Below are 15,599 nucleotides of genomic sequence, written 5' to 3'. Positions count from 1 at the left end.
GTGCAGGTGTGGTTTCTTCTATCATCGCTTAAGTTTAGAGGCCAATAGCTCAATTGGTAGAGTATCGGTCTCCAAAACCGAGGGTTGGGGGTTCGAGACCCTCTTGGCCTGCCAAATAAAAAATTAACCGGCCTTGTGCCGGTTAATTTTTTTGTACTTAAGTTTTAAGATTATCTAGAATTAATTATATGGATCAATGCTGCTATCTAAAATGGATGGTGGGTGGGGCATTGATAAGTGAGTAAAGATGACAGAACATTCGTCTGGACACAAAGAAGGCCATCAGAAAAAGGAAGTGGTGGTAAGTAGTAAGCCAGCTCCTGAAAAGAAAGAAGGTCTGTTTGCATATTTTAAGAGCTCTTGGACCGAGTTCAAGAAGGTGGTTTGGCCGAGTCGGGATGAAGCGGTCAAAATGACTGTATTTGTAATTATCTTTGTTGCGATTTTGGCAGCCTTCATTTATGTGGCAGATACAATTATTTCATGGTTGTTTTTTGATGTTTTATTAAATAGGAAAGGGTAAAGATGTCAAAGCGTTGGTATGTGGTGCAGGCCTATTCCGGTTTTGAAAAAAATGTCCAAAAAACATTGAAAGAGCGTATTGCTCGTGAAAACATGGAAGATTATTTCGGTCAGATTCTTGTGCCCGTCGAGGAAGTAGTAGATATCAAGAATGGTCGAAAAACCATCAGTGAGCGTAAATTCTATCCAGGCTATGTATTGGTCGAAATGGAAATGACTGATGACTCGTGGCATTTGGTTAAGAGCACTCCTCGAGTAAATGGTTTTGTAGGCGGTAGTGGAAATCGCCCGATCCCAATTTCTCAAAAAGATGCGGATGCTATTTTGCAACAAGCTAAGACAGGTGTTGAGAAGCCAAAACCAAAAGTTGAGTTTGAAGTTGGTCAGCAAGTTCGAGTAAACGAAGGCCCATTTGCTGATTTCAACGGTATTGTTGATGAAGTTAATTACGAACGTAATAGACTGCGTGTTTCAGTTCAGATTTTTGGTCGCGAAACACCGGTTGAATTAGAGTTCGGTCAGGTTGAAAAGATTTAAGTGGTTTAATTCGCTTGAAAATTTTTTTTTAAGCGGATATAATCGCGAATTCTGTTTGGGAAGCGGAATGGTTCCGCGTTATACCCGTTTTTAGGAGTCCTTTAAGTGGCAAAGAAAATTATCGGCTACATTAAACTGCAAATTCCTGCAGGTAAAGCCAATCCATCTCCCCCAGTTGGTCCAGCTTTGGGTCAACGTGGTTTGAACATCATGGAATTCTGTAAAGCATTTAATGCTGCAACCCAAGGTATGGAACCTGGTTTGCCAATTCCAGTCGTAATCACTGCATTTGCAGATAAATCATTCACATTTGTGATGAAAACTCCACCAGCTTCTATCTTGTTGAAAAAAGCTGCTGGTCTGCAAAAAGGTAGTTCTAATCCTCTGACTAATAAAGTGGGTAAATTGACCCGTGCTCAGTTGGAAGAAATTGCTAAAACTAAAGAGCCTGATTTGACTGCTGCTGACTTAGATGCGGCTGTTCGTACTATCGCAGGTTCTGCTCGCTCAATGGGCTTGGATGTGGAGGGTGTTGTATAATGGCTAAAGTATCTAAACGCTTGAAAGCTCTTCGCTCTTCTGTTGAAGCTAACAAACTGTACGCAATCGACGAAGCAATTGCTTTGGTTAAAAAAGCTGCTACTGCTAAATTTGATGAGTCTGTTGACGTATCTTTCAACTTGGGTGTTGATCCTCGTAAATCTGACCAAGTTATTCGTGGTTCAGTCGTTCTGCCTAAAGGTACCGGTAAAACAACTCGCGTAGCTGTATTTACACAAGGTGCAAATGCAGAAGCTGCTAAAGAGGCTGGTGCAGATATCGTCGGTTTCGAAGATTTGGCTGCTGAAATCAAAGCTGGTAACCTGAACTTTGACGTTGTTATTGCTTCTCCTGATGCAATGCGTATCGTTGGTCAATTGGGTACTATCTTGGGTCCTCGTGGCCTGATGCCAAACCCTAAAGTAGGTACTGTTACTCCTAACGTTGCTGAAGCAGTTAAAAATGCAAAAGCAGGTCAAGTACAATACCGTACAGATAAAGCCGGTATCGTTCATGCAACTATCGGTCGTGCTTCTTTCGCTGAAGCTGACTTGAAAGAAAACTTCAATGCGTTGCTGGATGCTATCGTTAAAGCCAAACCTGCTGCTGCTAAAGGTCAGTACCTGAAAAAAGTTGCTGTTTCCAGCACCATGGGTTTGGGTGTTCGCGTTGATACTGCAAGCGTGAACAACTAAGAAATTTTCAGGTGATCCGGCTTTCTGGGTTGCCTGAATTTGGGCTACTTAAAATTAAGTAGATGTCCAAGACCGTAGGGATCGTAAGATTTAATCGTAACTGCCCTACGCAGACGGTAGTCCTGAAACACATTGCAAGATTGCTTGTAAGATGTCTTTTTAGGTTACCGCGCTGGTGGGATATCATTTCGGTATCCTGTTTATAAACAGTGGGAGGTAGACCTTGAGTCTCAATATTGAAACCAAGAAAGTGGCCGTAGAGGAAATTAGCGCAGCAATTGCTAACGCTCAAACTCTCGTAGTCGCTGAATATCGCGGTATCAGTGTTTCCAGCATGACTGAGCTTCGTGCGAATGCACGTAAAGAAGGCGTTTACTTGCGCGTTCTGAAAAATACTCTGGCTCGTCGCGCAGTAGAGGGTACTTCATTCGCAGGTTTGGCCGATCAAATGGTTGGTCCATTGGTTTACGCTGCTTCTGAAGATGCTGTTGCTGCTGCTAAAGTGCTGCACCAATTCGCGAAAAAAGATGACAAAATCATCGTTAAAGCCGGTTCTTACAATGGCGAAGTGATGAATCCTGCTCAGGTTGCTGAGTTGGCTTCTATTCCAAGTCGCGAAGAGCTGTTGTCCAAACTGTTGTTCGTTATGCAAGCTCCTGTATCAGGCTTTGCACGTGGTTTGGCTGCTTTGGCAGAGAAAAAAGCTGGCGAAGAAGCCGCTTAATCGATTTTGTTTCATTTAATCAATTATTTTTTAATACAATATTTGGAGTAAAATAGCATGGCTATTACTAAAGAAGACATTTTGGAAGCCGTTGGTTCTTTGACCGTAATGGAATTGAACGACCTGGTTAAAGCTTTTGAAGAGAAATTTGGCGTTTCTGCTGCTGCCGTTGCAGTTGCAGGTCCTGCAGGTGCTGGTGCAGCTGCTGCTGAAGAAAAAACTGAATTTGACGTAGTATTGGCTTCTGCTGGTGATCAAAAAGTTGGCGTGATTAAAGTTGTCCGCGCTATCACTGGCTTGGGTCTGAAAGAAGCTAAAGACATCGTTGACGGTGCACCTAAAACTCTGAAAGAAGGTGTTTCTAAAGCTGAAGCTGAAGACATCCAAAAACAACTGGAAGAAGCTGGCGCTAAAGTCGAAATCAAATAATTTGATGCTTCCTGTAAAGGCTGGCAGTTTTCTGCCAGCCTTATTTTGCTTCTTAAAATAAGCATTAGGCATTGTTTACATTTATTTGCATAGTTTTTATAAAATCATTGTAAATAAATGTAAATATTAAGTTGATGCATGTCGTTGTTTCAGACGGCCTATTATTTAAAATTGCTTTTCGGAGTGTATATGAGCTATTCGTTTACCGAGAAAAAACGTATCCGTAAGAGTTTTGCAAAGCGAGAGAATGTCTTGGATGTTCCTTTCCTGCTGGCAACCCAAATCGATTCTTATGCGAAATTTTTGCAGCTGGAAAACGCTTTTGACCAACGTACTGATGATGGTCTGCAAGCAGCATTCAATTCTATTTTCCCGATTGTGAGCCATAATGGTTATGCACGATTGGAGTTTGTGCATTACACATTGGGCGAACCTTTGTTCGATATTCCTGAATGTCAATTGCGTGGTATTACTTATGCGGCTCCATTGCGTGCACGTATCCGTTTGGTGATTTTGGATAAAGAAGCATCTAAACCGACTGTAAAAGAAGTTCGTGAAAACGAAGTATATATGGGCGAAATTCCGTTGATGACGCCAAGTGGCTCTTTTGTCATCAATGGTACAGAGCGTGTCATTGTTTCCCAGTTGCACCGTTCTCCAGGTGTGTTCTTTGAGCATGACCGTGGTAAAACTCATTCTTCCGGTAAGCTGTTGTTCTCTGCTCGCATTATTCCTTACCGTGGTTCATGGTTGGATTTCGAATTTGATCCAAAAGATTTGTTGTATTTCCGTATCGACCGTCGCCGTAAAATGCCGGTTACGATTTTGTTGAAAGCTTTGGGCTACAACAATGAACAAATCTTGGATATTTTCTACGATAAAGAAACTTTCTATTTGTCTTCAAACGGTGTTCAAACAGATCTGGTTGCAAGCCGTCTGAAAGGCGAAACTGCCAAAGTTGATATCTTGGATAAAGAAGGCAATGTATTGGTTGCCAAAGGTAAACGTATTACTGCGAAAAATATCCGTGATATTACCAATGCAGGTTTGACTCGACTGGATGTGGAACCAGAAAGCCTGTTGGGTAAAGCATTGGCTACTGATCTGATTGATCCGGAAACCGGCGAAGTATTGGCTTCTGCTAACGATGAAATCACAGAAGAGCTGTTGGCCAAACTTGATATTAATGGTGTAAAAGAAATTACTACCCTGTATATCAATGAATTGGATCAGGGCGGTTATATTTCCAGCACTCTGCGTACAGATGAAACAGCCGACCAACAAGCTGCGCGTGTAGCAATTTACCGCATGATGCGTCCTGGCGAACCACCTACCGAAGAAGCTGTTGAGCAGCTCTTCAACCGTTTGTTCTTCAGTGAAGACAGCTATGACTTGTCTCGTGTAGGCCGTATGAAATTCAATACGCGTACATACGAGCAAAAATTGTCCGAAGCACAACAAAACTCTTGGTATGGCCGTCTGTTGAATGAGACTTTGGCTGGCGCAGCTGAAAAAGGCGGTTACGTTCTGAGCGTAGAAGACATTGTAGTTTCCATTGCTACATTGGTTGAATTACGCAATGGTCATGGTGAAGTAGATGATATTGACCACTTGGGCAACCGTCGCGTTCGTTCCGTAGGCGAGTTGACAGAAAACCAATTCCGCAGTGGTTTGGCTCGTGTAGAACGTGCCGTTAAAGAACGTTTGAATCAAGCAGAATCTGAGAATTTGATGCCGCATGACTTGATTAATGCGAAACCTGTTTCTGCTGCGATTAAAGAATTCTTCGGTTCTAGCCAATTGAGCCAGTTTATGGATCAGACCAACCCATTGTCTGAAGTAACTCATAAACGCCGTGTATCTGCATTGGGCCCTGGTGGTTTGACTCGCGAACGTGCAGGCTTTGAGGTGCGAGACGTACATCCGACCCACTATGGCCGTGTATGTCCTATTGAAACACCTGAAGGTCCGAACATTGGTTTGATCAACTCATTGTCCGTTTATGCGCGCACCAATGATTATGGCTTCTTGGAAACACCTTACCGTCGCGTTATTAATGGTAAGGTAACTGAAGAAATCGATTACTTGTCTGCCATCGAAGAAGGTCGCTATGTGATTGCACAGGCGAATGCTGATTTGGACAAAGACGGCAATTTGATTGGCGATTTAGTTACTTGTCGTGAAAAAGGCGAAACCATTATGGCAACGCCTGACCGTGTGCAATATATGGACGTGGCAACCGGTCAAGTGGTATCCGTAGCGGCATCCCTGATTCCATTCTTGGAACATGATGACGCGAACCGTGCATTGATGGGTGCCAACATGCAACGTCAGGCCGTACCTTGCCTGCGCCCTGAAAAACCGATGGTTGGTACCGGTATTGAGCGTTCTGTTGCCGTTGACTCTGCAACTGCAATTGTTGCCCGCCGTGGTGGTGTGGTTGAGTATGTTGATGCCAACCGTGTGGTGATTCGTGTCCATGACGATGAGGCGACTGCCGGTGAAGTGGGTGTCGATATTTACAACTTGGTTAAATTTACCCGCTCCAACCAATCTACCAACATCAACCAACGTCCGGCTGTCAAAGCAGGCGATGTTTTGCAACGTGGTGATTTGATTGCTGACGGTGCTTCCACCGATTTGGGCGAATTGGCTCTGGGTCAAAACATGACCATCGCCTTTATGCCGTGGAACGGTTACAACTACGAAGACTCGATTCTGATTTCTGAAAAAGTGGCTGCAGACGACCGCTATACTTCGATTCACATTGAGGAATTGAACGTTGTTGCCCGTGATACCAAGCTGGGTGCGGAAGACATTACCCGCGATATTCCGAACTTGTCTGAACGTATGCAAAACCGTTTGGATGAATCCGGTATTGTTTACATCGGTGCGGAAGTAGAGGCCGGTGACGTCTTGGTGGGTAAAGTAACGCCTAAAGGCGAAACTCAACTGACTCCGGAAGAAAAACTGTTGCGTGCCATCTTCGGTGAAAAAGCGTCTGATGTAAAAGATACTTCATTGCGTATGCCTACCGGCATGAGCGGTACCGTTATCGATGTTCAAGTCTTTACCCGTGAAGGTATCCAACGCGACAAACGTGCTCAATCCATTATTGATTCTGAGCTGAAACGTTACCGTCAAGATTTGAGCGACCAGTTGCGTATTTTCGATAACGACGCATTTGACCGTATTGAGCGCATGATTGTCGGCCAAAAAGCCAACGGTGGCCCGATGAAGCTGGCTAAAGGCAGCGAGATTACTACTGAATATCTGGCAAGCCTGTCCAGCAAACATGATTGGTTTGACATCCGCCTGGCTGACGAAGATTTGGCCAAACAGTTGGAACTGATTAAATTGAGTCTGCAACAAAAACGCGAAGAAGCGGACGAGTTGTATGAGATCAAGAAGAAAAAACTGACCCAAGGCGACGAGCTGCAGCCGGGCGTACAAAAAATGGTAAAAGTATTTATCGCCATCAAACGCCGTCTGCAAGCCGGTGACAAAATGGCGGGCCGCCACGGTAACAAAGGTGTGGTATCACGCATTCTGCCGGTGGAAGACATGCCTTACATGGCTGACGGCCGTCCGGTGGACATCGTACTGAACCCGTTGGGCGTACCTTCCCGTATGAACATTGGTCAGATTTTGGAAGTTCACTTGGGTTGGGCGGCAAAAGGTATCGGCGAGCGCATCGACCGTATGCTGAAAGAGCAACGCAAAGCCAGCGAGCTGCGTGAATTCTTGAACAAACTCTACAACAGCAGCGGTAAGAAAGAAGATTTAGACAGCCTGACAGATGAAGAAATCATCGAATTGGCTTCTAACTTGCGTAAAGGCGCATCTTTCGCGTCCCCAGTGTTTGACGGTGCGAAAGAGTCTGAAATCCGTGAAATGTTGAACTTGGCTTATCCAAGCGATGATCCTGAAGTCGAAAAATTGGGCTTTAACGACAGCAAAACTCAAATCACGCTGTATGACGGACGCTCTGGCGAACCGTTTGACCGCAAGGTAACAGTCGGTGTGATGCACTATCTGAAACTGCACCACTTGGTTGATGAAAAAATGCACGCCCGCTCTACCGGTCCGTACAGTCTGGTTACCCAACAACCTCTGGGCGGTAAAGCTCAGTTCGGTGGCCAACGTTTCGGTGAGATGGAGGTTTGGGCACTGGAAGCATACGGTGCAGCATACACGTTGCAAGAGATGCTGACAGTGAAGTCTGACGACGTGAACGGTCGTACCAAAATGTACGAAAACATCGTCAAAGGCGAACACAAAATCGATGCCGGTATGCCTGAATCCTTCAACGTATTGGTTAAAGAGATTCGCTCACTGGGCTTGGATATCGATTTGGAACGCTACTAAACAGAAGTTTTCAGACGGCCTTTTAAGGTCGTCTGAAAAAATGATTTCAGAATAAGAATGAAGCAATCGGCATTTAGGCCGTCTGAAATCAAAAGTACCGTTTCCAATATCGAAAATCCGCCACGCGGTAAAAATACTTCCTTCAAGGAGCAAAAATGAATTTGTTGAACTTATTTAATCCGTTGCAAACCGCCGGCATGGAAGAAGAGTTTGATGCCATCAAAATCGGTATTGCCTCTCCCGAAACCATCCGCTCATGGTCTTATGGCGAAGTTAAAAAACCTGAAACCATCAACTACCGTACGTTCAAACCTGAGCGCGACGGTTTGTTCTGCGCCAAAATCTTTGGCCCGGTTAAAGACTATGAATGTTTGTGCGGTAAGTACAAACGCTTGAAATTTAAAGGCGTAACCTGTGAAAAATGTGGCGTGGAAGTTACCCTGTCCAAAGTGCGCCGCGAACGCATGGGCCATATCGAATTGGCTGCGCCTGTTGCCCACATCTGGTTCTTGAAATCCCTGCCTTCCCGCCTGGGTATGGTATTGGACATGACGTTGCGTGATATCGAACGCGTATTGTACTTTGAAGCATTCGTGGTAACCGACCCCGGCATGACTCCGTTGCAACGCCGTCAATTGCTGACTGAAGACGATTACTACAATAAGCTGGATGAATACGGCGACGACTTTGATGCCAAAATGGGTGCGGAAGGTATCCGCGAATTGCTGCGCACCTTGGATATTGCCGGCGAGATCGAGATCCTGCGTCAAGAGCTGGAATCTACCGGTTCTGACACCAAAATTAAAAAAATTGCCAAACGCTTGAAAGTGTTGGAAGCCTTCCATCGTTCCGGTATGAAACTGGAATGGATGATTATGGATGTGCTGCCGGTATTGCCGCCTGACTTGCGTCCTTTGGTTCCATTGGATGGCGGTCGTTTTGCCACTTCCGATTTGAACGATTTGTACCGTCGCGTTATCAACCGTAACAACCGTCTGAAACGTCTGTTGGAACTGCATGCGCCTGACATCATCGTCCGCAACGAAAAACGTATGTTGCAAGAAGCAGTTGACTCTCTGTTGGATAACGGCCGCCGCGGTAAAGCTATGACCGGTGCCAACAAACGTCCGCTGAAATCGTTGGCCGACATGATTAAAGGTAAAGGCGGTCGTTTCCGTCAAAACCTGCTGGGTAAACGTGTGGACTACTCCGGTCGTTCCGTGATTACCGTAGGCCCATACCTGCGTCTGCACCAATGCGGTCTGCCGAAGAAAATGGCTTTGGAACTGTTCAAACCGTTCATTTTCCATAAACTGGAAAAACAAGGTTTGGCCTCTACCGTTAAAGCAGCGAAAAAATTGGTAGAACAAGAAGTACCGGAAGTATGGGACATCTTGGAAGAAGTGATCCGCGAACATCCGATTATGCTGAACCGTGCGCCGACCCTGCACCGTTTGGGTATTCAAGCGTTCGAACCTATCCTGATTGAAGGTAAAGCGATTCAGTTGCATCCGTTGGTATGTGCCGCATTTAACGCTGACTTTGACGGTGACCAAATGGCCGTGCACGTTCCATTGAGCTTGGAAGCACAAATGGAAGCGCGCACTTTGATGCTGGCTTCAAACAACGTATTGTCTCCAGCCAACGGCGAACCAATCATTGTACCTTCCCAAGACATCGTATTGGGTCTGTACTACATGACCCGCGACCGTATCAATGCCAAAGGCGAAGGCAGCCTGTTTGCCGATGTGAAAGAAGTACATCGTGCATACCATACCAAACAGGTTGAGTTGGGTACGAAAATTACCGTACGTCTGCGCGAATGGGTGAAAAACGAAGCAGGTGAGTTTGAACCTGTTGTTAACCGTTACGAAACAACAGTCGGCCGCGCATTGCTGAGCGAAATCCTGCCTAAAGGCCTGCCGTTTGAATACATCAACAAAGCGCTGAAGAAAAAAGAAATTTCTAAACTGATTAACGCATCGTTCCGTCTGTGCGGCCTGCGTGAAACAGTTATTTTCGCCGACCACTTGATGTATACCGGTTTCGGTTTTGCGGCTAAAGGCGGTATTTCCATTGCCGTTGACGATATGGAAATTCCGAAAGAGAAAGCAGCCTTGCTGGCTGAGGCTAATGCCGAAGTTAAAGAAATTGAAGACCAATACCGTCAAGGTTTGGTGACCAACGGCGAACGCTACAACAAAGTAGTCGATATTTGGGGTCGTGCCGGCGATAAAATCGCTAAAGCGATGATGGACAACTTGTCTAAACAAAAAGTCATCGACCGTGACGGCAACGAAGTTGATCAAGAGTCCTTCAACTCTATTTACATGATGGCCGACTCTGGTGCCCGTGGTTCTGCGGCTCAGATTAAACAGTTGTCCGGTATGCGTGGTTTGATGGCCAAACCTGACGGCTCCATTATTGAAACGCCGATTACCTCTAACTTCCGCGAAGGTTTGACCGTATTGCAATACTTTATTGCGACCCACGGTGCGCGTAAGGGTTTGGCGGATACCGCGTTGAAAACGGCAAACTCTGGTTACCTGACCCGTCGTTTGGTAGACGTAACTCAAGACTTGGTCGTTGTTGAAGACGATTGCGGTACTTCAGACGGCTTTGTCATGAAAGCAGTAGTACAAGGCGGTGATGTAATTGAAGCTTTGCGCGATCGTATTTTAGGTCGTGTTACAGCATCGGATGTTGTTGATCCTTCGACTGGAGAGACTTTGGTTGAAGCCGGTACATTGTTGACCGAGAAACTGGTAGATATGATCGACCAATCTGGTGTTGACGAGGTTAAAGTCCGTACGCCAATTACTTGTAAAACCCGCCATGGCTTGTGTGCACACTGTTACGGTCGCGACTTGGCACGCGGTAAACTGGTTAACGCTGGTGAGGCTGTAGGTGTCATTGCTGCACAATCTATTGGTGAACCAGGTACTCAGCTGACCATGCGTACGTTCCACATTGGTGGTGCGGCATCCCGTGCGGCTGCTGCCAGCCAAGTGGAAGCCAAATCCAACGGTACAGCTCGTTTCAGCAGTCAAATGCGTTACGTTGCCAACAACAAAGGCGAATTGGTTGTCATCGGCCGCTCTTGTGAAGTTGTGATTCACGATGAAATCGGCCGTGAGCGTGAACGCCACAAAGTACCTTACGGTGCAATCCTGTTGGTACAAGACGGCGAAGCCATTAAAGCCGGTCAAACTTTGGCAACTTGGGATCCGCATACCCGTCCGATGATTACCGAACATGCAGGTTTGGTGAAATTCGAAAACGTAGAAGAGGGCGTAACCGTTGCCAAACAGACCGACGATGTAACCGGTTTGTCCACTTTGGTGGTCATCGACGGCAAACGTCGCTCCTCCGGTGCTTCTAAACTGTTGCGTCCGACTGTCAAACTGTTGGATGAAAACGGTTTGGAAATCTGTATCCCAGGCACGACTACGCCGGTTTCTATGGCGTTCCCGGTCGGTGCGGTGATTACTGTCCGTGAAGGTCAGGAAGTCGGTAAGGGTGATGTGCTGGCGCGTATTCCTCAAGCGTCTTCTAAAACCCGCGATATTACTGGTGGTCTACCGCGCGTTGCTGAGTTGTTTGAAGCACGCGTACCGAAAGATGCCGGCATGTTGGCTGAAATTACCGGTACCGTTTCCTTCGGTAAAGAAACCAAAGGCAAACAGCGTTTGATTATTACCGATGTAGACGGTGTAGCATACGAAACGCTGATTTCTAAAGAGAAACAGATTTTGGTACACGACGGTCAAGTGGTAAACCGCGGTGAAACCATTGTGGACGGTGCCGTAGATCCGCACGACATTCTGCGTCTGCAAGGTATCGAAGCATTGGCTCGCTACATTGTTCAAGAGGTACAAGAGGTTTACCGCCTGCAAGGTGTGAAGATTTCCGATAAACACATCGAAGTCATCATTCGTCAAATGCTGCGCCGTGTGAACATTGTGGATGCTGGTGATACAGAGTTTATTACTGGTGAACAAGTCGAGCGTAGCGATGTGATGCTTGCCAATGAGAAAGCCATCGCTGAAGGCAAAGAGCTGGCACGTTATGAAAATGTGTTGTTGGGTATTACCAAAGCTTCCTTGTCTACCGACAGCTTCATTTCTGCAGCATCGTTCCAAGAAACAACCCGCGTCTTGACCGAGGCCGCTATCATGGGCAAACAAGACGAGCTGCGAGGTTTGAAAGAGAACGTGATTGTCGGTCGATTGATTCCTGCTGGTACAGGTTTGACTTACCACCGCAGCCGTCATCAACAATGGCAGCAAGCCGATCAAGAAACTTCTGAAATCGAAGCTTCAGACGAATAATCCGGAAGGATTTTCGTGAAAATAAAACCGCAAGCCAGTCTTGCGGTTTTATTTTATAGAGGGCTTAAATAGGGTAGAGAGCGAGGCCGTCTGAATCTTTCAGACGGCCATTGCTTCCAAAATTTTAAAGATAAATAGAAAAACACTAAACTTTATCAGTCATTTGCTTGACTAAACCCTTGCAATAAAAATATAATTCCAATCTTGTCGACATGGTGTCGGCAAGTATTTAACTCAACAGGACGAGAAAATATGCCAACTATTAACCAATTGGTACGCAAAGGCCGTCAAAAGCCCGTGTACGTAAACAAAGTGCCTGCACTGGAAGCTTGTCCGCAAAAACGCGGCGTATGCACCCGTGTATACACAACTACCCCTAAAAAACCTAACTCTGCATTGCGTAAAGTATGTAAAGTTCGCCTGACCAACGGTTTTGAAGTCATTTCATACATCGGTGGTGAAGGCCACAACCTGCAAGAGCACAGCGTCGTATTGATCCGCGGCGGTCGTGTAAAAGACTTGCCAGGTGTACGTTACCACACTGTACGCGGTTCTTTGGATACTGCAGGTGTTAAAGACCGTAAACAAGCCCGTTCTAAATACGGTGCTAAGCGTCCTAAATAATTATCGGGACTCAAATAGGCACGTCGGCCGCCTAAGCTGAACAACGGCCGAGTAAGTGAATACTTAAATTGGGTATTCATGGGAATAGACCCAACTGAATAGACTAAAGGAAATTAAAATGCCAAGACGTAGAGAAGTCCCTAAGCGCGACGTACTGCCAGATCCAAAATTCGGCAGCGTTGAGCTGACTAAATTCATGAACGTATTGATGATTGACGGTAAAAAATCTGTTGCAGAGCGTATCGTTTACGGTGCGCTGGAGCAAATTGAGAAAAAAACCGGCAAAGTAGCAATCGAAGTATTTAACGAAGCCATTGCAAATGCCAAACCTATCGTGGAAGTGAAAAGCCGCCGTGTAGGTGGTGCAAACTACCAAGTTCCTGTTGAAGTTCGTCCTTCACGTCGTCTGGCCTTGGCAATGCGCTGGGTTCGCGATGCGGCCCGTAAACGTGGTGAGAAATCTATGGACCTGCGTTTGGCGGGTGAATTGATTGATGCGGCTGAAGGTCGTGGTGGTGCGTTGAAAAAACGTGAGGAAGTACACCGCATGGCTGAAGCAAACAAAGCATTCTCTCACTTCCGTTTCTAATATCGAAAGGCTAACAAAATGGCTCGTAAGACCCCTATCAGCCTGTATCGCAATATCGGTATTTCTGCCCATATTGACGCGGGTAAAACAACCACAACAGAACGTATTTTGTTCTATACAGGTTTGACTCACAAATTGGGCGAAGTGCATGACGGCGCGGCTACTACCGACTACATGGAACAAGAGCAAGAGCGTGGTATTACCATTACTTCTGCTGCTGTGACTTCTTATTGGTCCGGTATGGCGAAACAGTTCCCTGAGCACCGTTTCAACATCATCGACACCCCGGGACACGTTGACTTCACCGTAGAGGTAGAGCGTTCTATGCGTGTATTGGACGGCGCAGTAATGGTTTACTGTGCAGTAGGCGGTGTTCAACCTCAATCTGAAACCGTATGGCGTCAAGCTAACAAATACCAAGTACCTCGCTTGGCATTTGTAAACAAAATGGACCGTCAAGGTGCCAACTTCTTCCGCGTTGTTGAGCAAATGAAAACCCGTTTGCGCGCAAACCCTGTACCTATCGTGATTCCGGTTGGTGCGGAAGACAGCTTCAGCGGTGTTGTTGACCTGTTGAAAATGAAATCCATTATTTGGAATGAAGCCGATAAAGGTACAACCTTTACCTATGGCGATATTCCTGCTGAATTGGTTGAGACTGCCGAAGAATGGCGTCAAAACATGATTGAAGCCGCAGCAGAAGCCAGCGAAGAATTGATGGATAAATACTTGGGCGGTGATGAGCTGACTGAAGAAGAAATCGTAGGCGCATTGCGTCAACGTACTTTGGCCGGCGAAATTCAACCAATGTTGTGTGGTTCAGCATTTAAAAACAAAGGTGTTCAACGTATGTTGGACGCAGTTGTAGAATTGCTGCCTGCTCCTACCGACATTCCTCCAGTTCAAGGTGTTAACCCTAACACTGAAGAAGCTGACAGCCGCCAAGCAAGCGATGAAGAGAAATTCTCTGCATTGGCGTTTAAAATGTTGAACGATAAATACGTTGGTCAGCTGACTTTCATCCGCGTTTACTCTGGCGTGGTGAAATCCGGTGATACTGTATTGAACTCTGTAAAAGGTACTCGCGAACGTATCGGTCGCTTGGTACAAATGACTGCTGCAGACCGTACTGAAATTGAAGAAGTACGCGCTGGCGACATCGCAGCCGCTATCGGTCTGAAAGACGTTACCACTGGTGAAACCTTGTGTGCAGAAAGCGCACCGATCATCTTGGAACGCATGGAATTCCCTGAGCCGGTAATTCATATTGCCGTTGAGCCGAAAACCAAAGCCGACCAAGAGAAAATGGGTATTGCCCTGAACCGTCTGGCAAAAGAAGACCCTTCTTTCCGTGTTCGTACAGACGAAGAATCCGGTCAAACCATTATTTCCGGTATGGGTGAGCTGCACTTGGAAATTATTGTTGACCGTATGAAACGCGAATTCGGCGTGGAAGCAAACATCGGTGCGCCTCAAGTGGCTTACCGTGAAACCATCCGCAAAGAAGTTGAAGCCGAATACAAACACGCCAAACAATCTGGTGGTAAAGGTCAATACGGTCACGTTGTGATCAAAATGGAACCTATGGAGCCAGGTGGTGCGGGTTACGAATTTATCGATGAAATTAAAGGTGGTGTGATTCCTCGCGAATTTATTCCGTCTGTCGATAAAGGTATTCGCGATACTTTGCCTAACGGTATCGTTGCCGGTTACCCAGTAGTTGATGTACGTGTGCGTCTGATCTTCGGTTCTTCACACGACGTTGACTCCTCTCAACTGGCCTTCGAATTGGCTGCGTCTCAAGCCTTCAAAGAAGGTATGCGTAAAGCCAACCCAGCTCTGTTGGAACCAATCATGGCAGTTGAGGTGGAAACACCTGAAGAATACATGGGTGACGTAATGGGTGACTTGAACCGTCGCCGCGGTGTTGTATTGGGTATGGATGATGACGGTATCGGCGGTAAGAAAGTTCGTGCCGAAGTACCTCTGGCAGAAATGTTCGGTTACTCAACCGACCTGCGTTCTGCAACCCAAGGCCGTGCCACTTACTCCATGGAGTTCAAAAAATACGCTGAAGCTCCTGCTCACGTAGCTGCTGCTGTAACTGAAGCCCGTAAAGGCTAATCAGAAAAGGCCGTCTGAAACTGAAAATAAATTTTCAGACGGCCATTGTTCTTTAATCGATCTTTATATGTAAAGGAATTAGCTCATGGCTAAGGAAAAATTTGAACGTAGCAAAC

11 protein-coding genes and 1 tRNA gene are annotated in these 15,599 nt (G+C 46.1%); all 12 read left to right on the top strand.

Features of this window, described 5'->3' with window-relative positions:
* Positions 1-38 precede the first annotated feature (38 nt).
* The 12 genes from HMPREF2711_RS01230 to fusA all read left to right on the top strand — a co-directional run bounded on the left by HMPREF2711_RS01230 (position 39) and on the right by fusA (position 15,483).
* Positions 39-114: transfer RNA gene (locus HMPREF2711_RS01230), tRNA-Trp, on the top strand.
* 133 nt (positions 115-247) lie between these two features.
* The gene (secE, locus tag HMPREF2711_RS01225) at positions 248-523 is read left to right on the top strand and encodes a preprotein translocase subunit SecE (protein ID WP_003749256.1); all 276 of its coding nucleotides are present in this window, start codon (positions 248-250) and stop codon (positions 521-523) included.
* A 2-nt stretch (positions 524-525) separates the two neighbouring features.
* On the top strand, positions 526-1,059 hold the full coding sequence (nusG, locus tag HMPREF2711_RS01220) for a transcription termination/antitermination protein NusG (RefSeq protein WP_003749258.1): 534 nt from the start codon (positions 526-528) through the stop codon (positions 1,057-1,059).
* A 105-nt stretch (positions 1,060-1,164) separates the two neighbouring features.
* On the top strand, positions 1,165-1,599 hold the full coding sequence (gene rplK / locus HMPREF2711_RS01215; RefSeq protein WP_002220151.1) for a 50S ribosomal protein L11: 435 nt from the start codon (positions 1,165-1,167) through the stop codon (positions 1,597-1,599).
* Positions 1,599-2,294 carry a 50S ribosomal protein L1 gene (gene rplA / locus HMPREF2711_RS01210; RefSeq protein ID WP_003749260.1) on the top strand — a complete coding sequence of 232 codons (696 nt, stop codon included), beginning with the start codon at positions 1,599-1,601 and terminating at the stop codon, positions 2,292-2,294. The genes rplK and rplA overlap by 1 nt, the downstream gene beginning before the upstream one ends.
* 223 nt (positions 2,295-2,517) lie before the next feature.
* Positions 2,518-3,018: a 50S ribosomal protein L10 gene (gene rplJ / locus HMPREF2711_RS01205; RefSeq protein ID WP_003680699.1), complete on the top strand. Its 501-nt coding sequence runs from the start codon at positions 2,518-2,520 to the stop codon at positions 3,016-3,018.
* Positions 3,019-3,075: 57 nt separating this feature from the next.
* Entirely contained in the window at positions 3,076-3,447 is a 372-nt protein-coding gene (gene rplL, locus HMPREF2711_RS01200; RefSeq protein WP_003677916.1) for a 50S ribosomal protein L7/L12, read from the top strand.
* A 189-nt stretch (positions 3,448-3,636) separates the two neighbouring features.
* Positions 3,637-7,815 (top strand): DNA-directed RNA polymerase subunit beta, encoded by a 4,179-nt coding sequence (rpoB, locus tag HMPREF2711_RS01195; protein WP_036494041.1) that lies wholly within the window; start codon positions 3,637-3,639, stop codon positions 7,813-7,815.
* A 155-nt stretch (positions 7,816-7,970) separates the two neighbouring features.
* Entirely contained in the window at positions 7,971-12,146 is a 4,176-nt protein-coding gene (gene rpoC, locus HMPREF2711_RS01190; RefSeq protein WP_003749267.1) for a DNA-directed RNA polymerase subunit beta', read from the top strand.
* Positions 12,147-12,398: 252 nt separating this feature from the next.
* The gene (rpsL, locus tag HMPREF2711_RS01185; protein ID WP_002218431.1) at positions 12,399-12,770 is read left to right on the top strand and encodes a 30S ribosomal protein S12; all 372 of its coding nucleotides are present in this window, start codon (positions 12,399-12,401) and stop codon (positions 12,768-12,770) included.
* 118 nt (positions 12,771-12,888) lie between these two features.
* The gene (gene rpsG, locus HMPREF2711_RS01180; RefSeq protein ID WP_002240962.1) at positions 12,889-13,359 is read left to right on the top strand and encodes a 30S ribosomal protein S7; all 471 of its coding nucleotides are present in this window, start codon (positions 12,889-12,891) and stop codon (positions 13,357-13,359) included.
* Between the two features lie 18 nt (positions 13,360-13,377).
* Positions 13,378-15,483: an elongation factor G gene (fusA, locus tag HMPREF2711_RS01175; RefSeq protein WP_036491326.1), complete on the top strand. Its 2,106-nt coding sequence runs from the start codon at positions 13,378-13,380 to the stop codon at positions 15,481-15,483.
* Positions 15,484-15,599: the final 116 nt, after the last annotated feature.

The organism is Neisseria sp. HMSC070A01 (genome assembly GCF_001810165.1).
GTDB lineage: Bacteria > Pseudomonadota > Gammaproteobacteria > Burkholderiales > Neisseriaceae > Neisseria.
This window is presented reverse-complemented; position numbering and strand designations above follow the sequence as displayed.

Excerpts from the sequence above, each read along its gene's own strand:
- fusA (WP_036491326.1), top strand. The coding sequence starts at position 13,378 with ATGGCTCGTAAGACCCCTATCAGCCTGTATCGCAATATCGGTATTTCT.
- rpoB (WP_036494041.1), top strand. The coding sequence starts at position 3,637 with ATGAGCTATTCGTTTACCGAGAAAAAACGTATCCGTAAGAGTTTTGCA.
- rplA (WP_003749260.1), top strand. The coding sequence starts at position 1,599 with ATGGCTAAAGTATCTAAACGCTTGAAAGCTCTTCGCTCTTCTGTTGAA.
- rpsL (WP_002218431.1), top strand. The coding sequence starts at position 12,399 with ATGCCAACTATTAACCAATTGGTACGCAAAGGCCGTCAAAAGCCCGTG.
- rpoC (WP_003749267.1), top strand. The coding sequence starts at position 7,971 with ATGAATTTGTTGAACTTATTTAATCCGTTGCAAACCGCCGGCATGGAA.
- rplL (WP_003677916.1), top strand. The coding sequence starts at position 3,076 with ATGGCTATTACTAAAGAAGACATTTTGGAAGCCGTTGGTTCTTTGACC.
- nusG (WP_003749258.1), top strand. The coding sequence starts at position 526 with ATGTCAAAGCGTTGGTATGTGGTGCAGGCCTATTCCGGTTTTGAAAAA.
- rpsG (WP_002240962.1), top strand. The coding sequence starts at position 12,889 with ATGCCAAGACGTAGAGAAGTCCCTAAGCGCGACGTACTGCCAGATCCA.
- secE (WP_003749256.1), top strand. The coding sequence starts at position 248 with ATGACAGAACATTCGTCTGGACACAAAGAAGGCCATCAGAAAAAGGAA.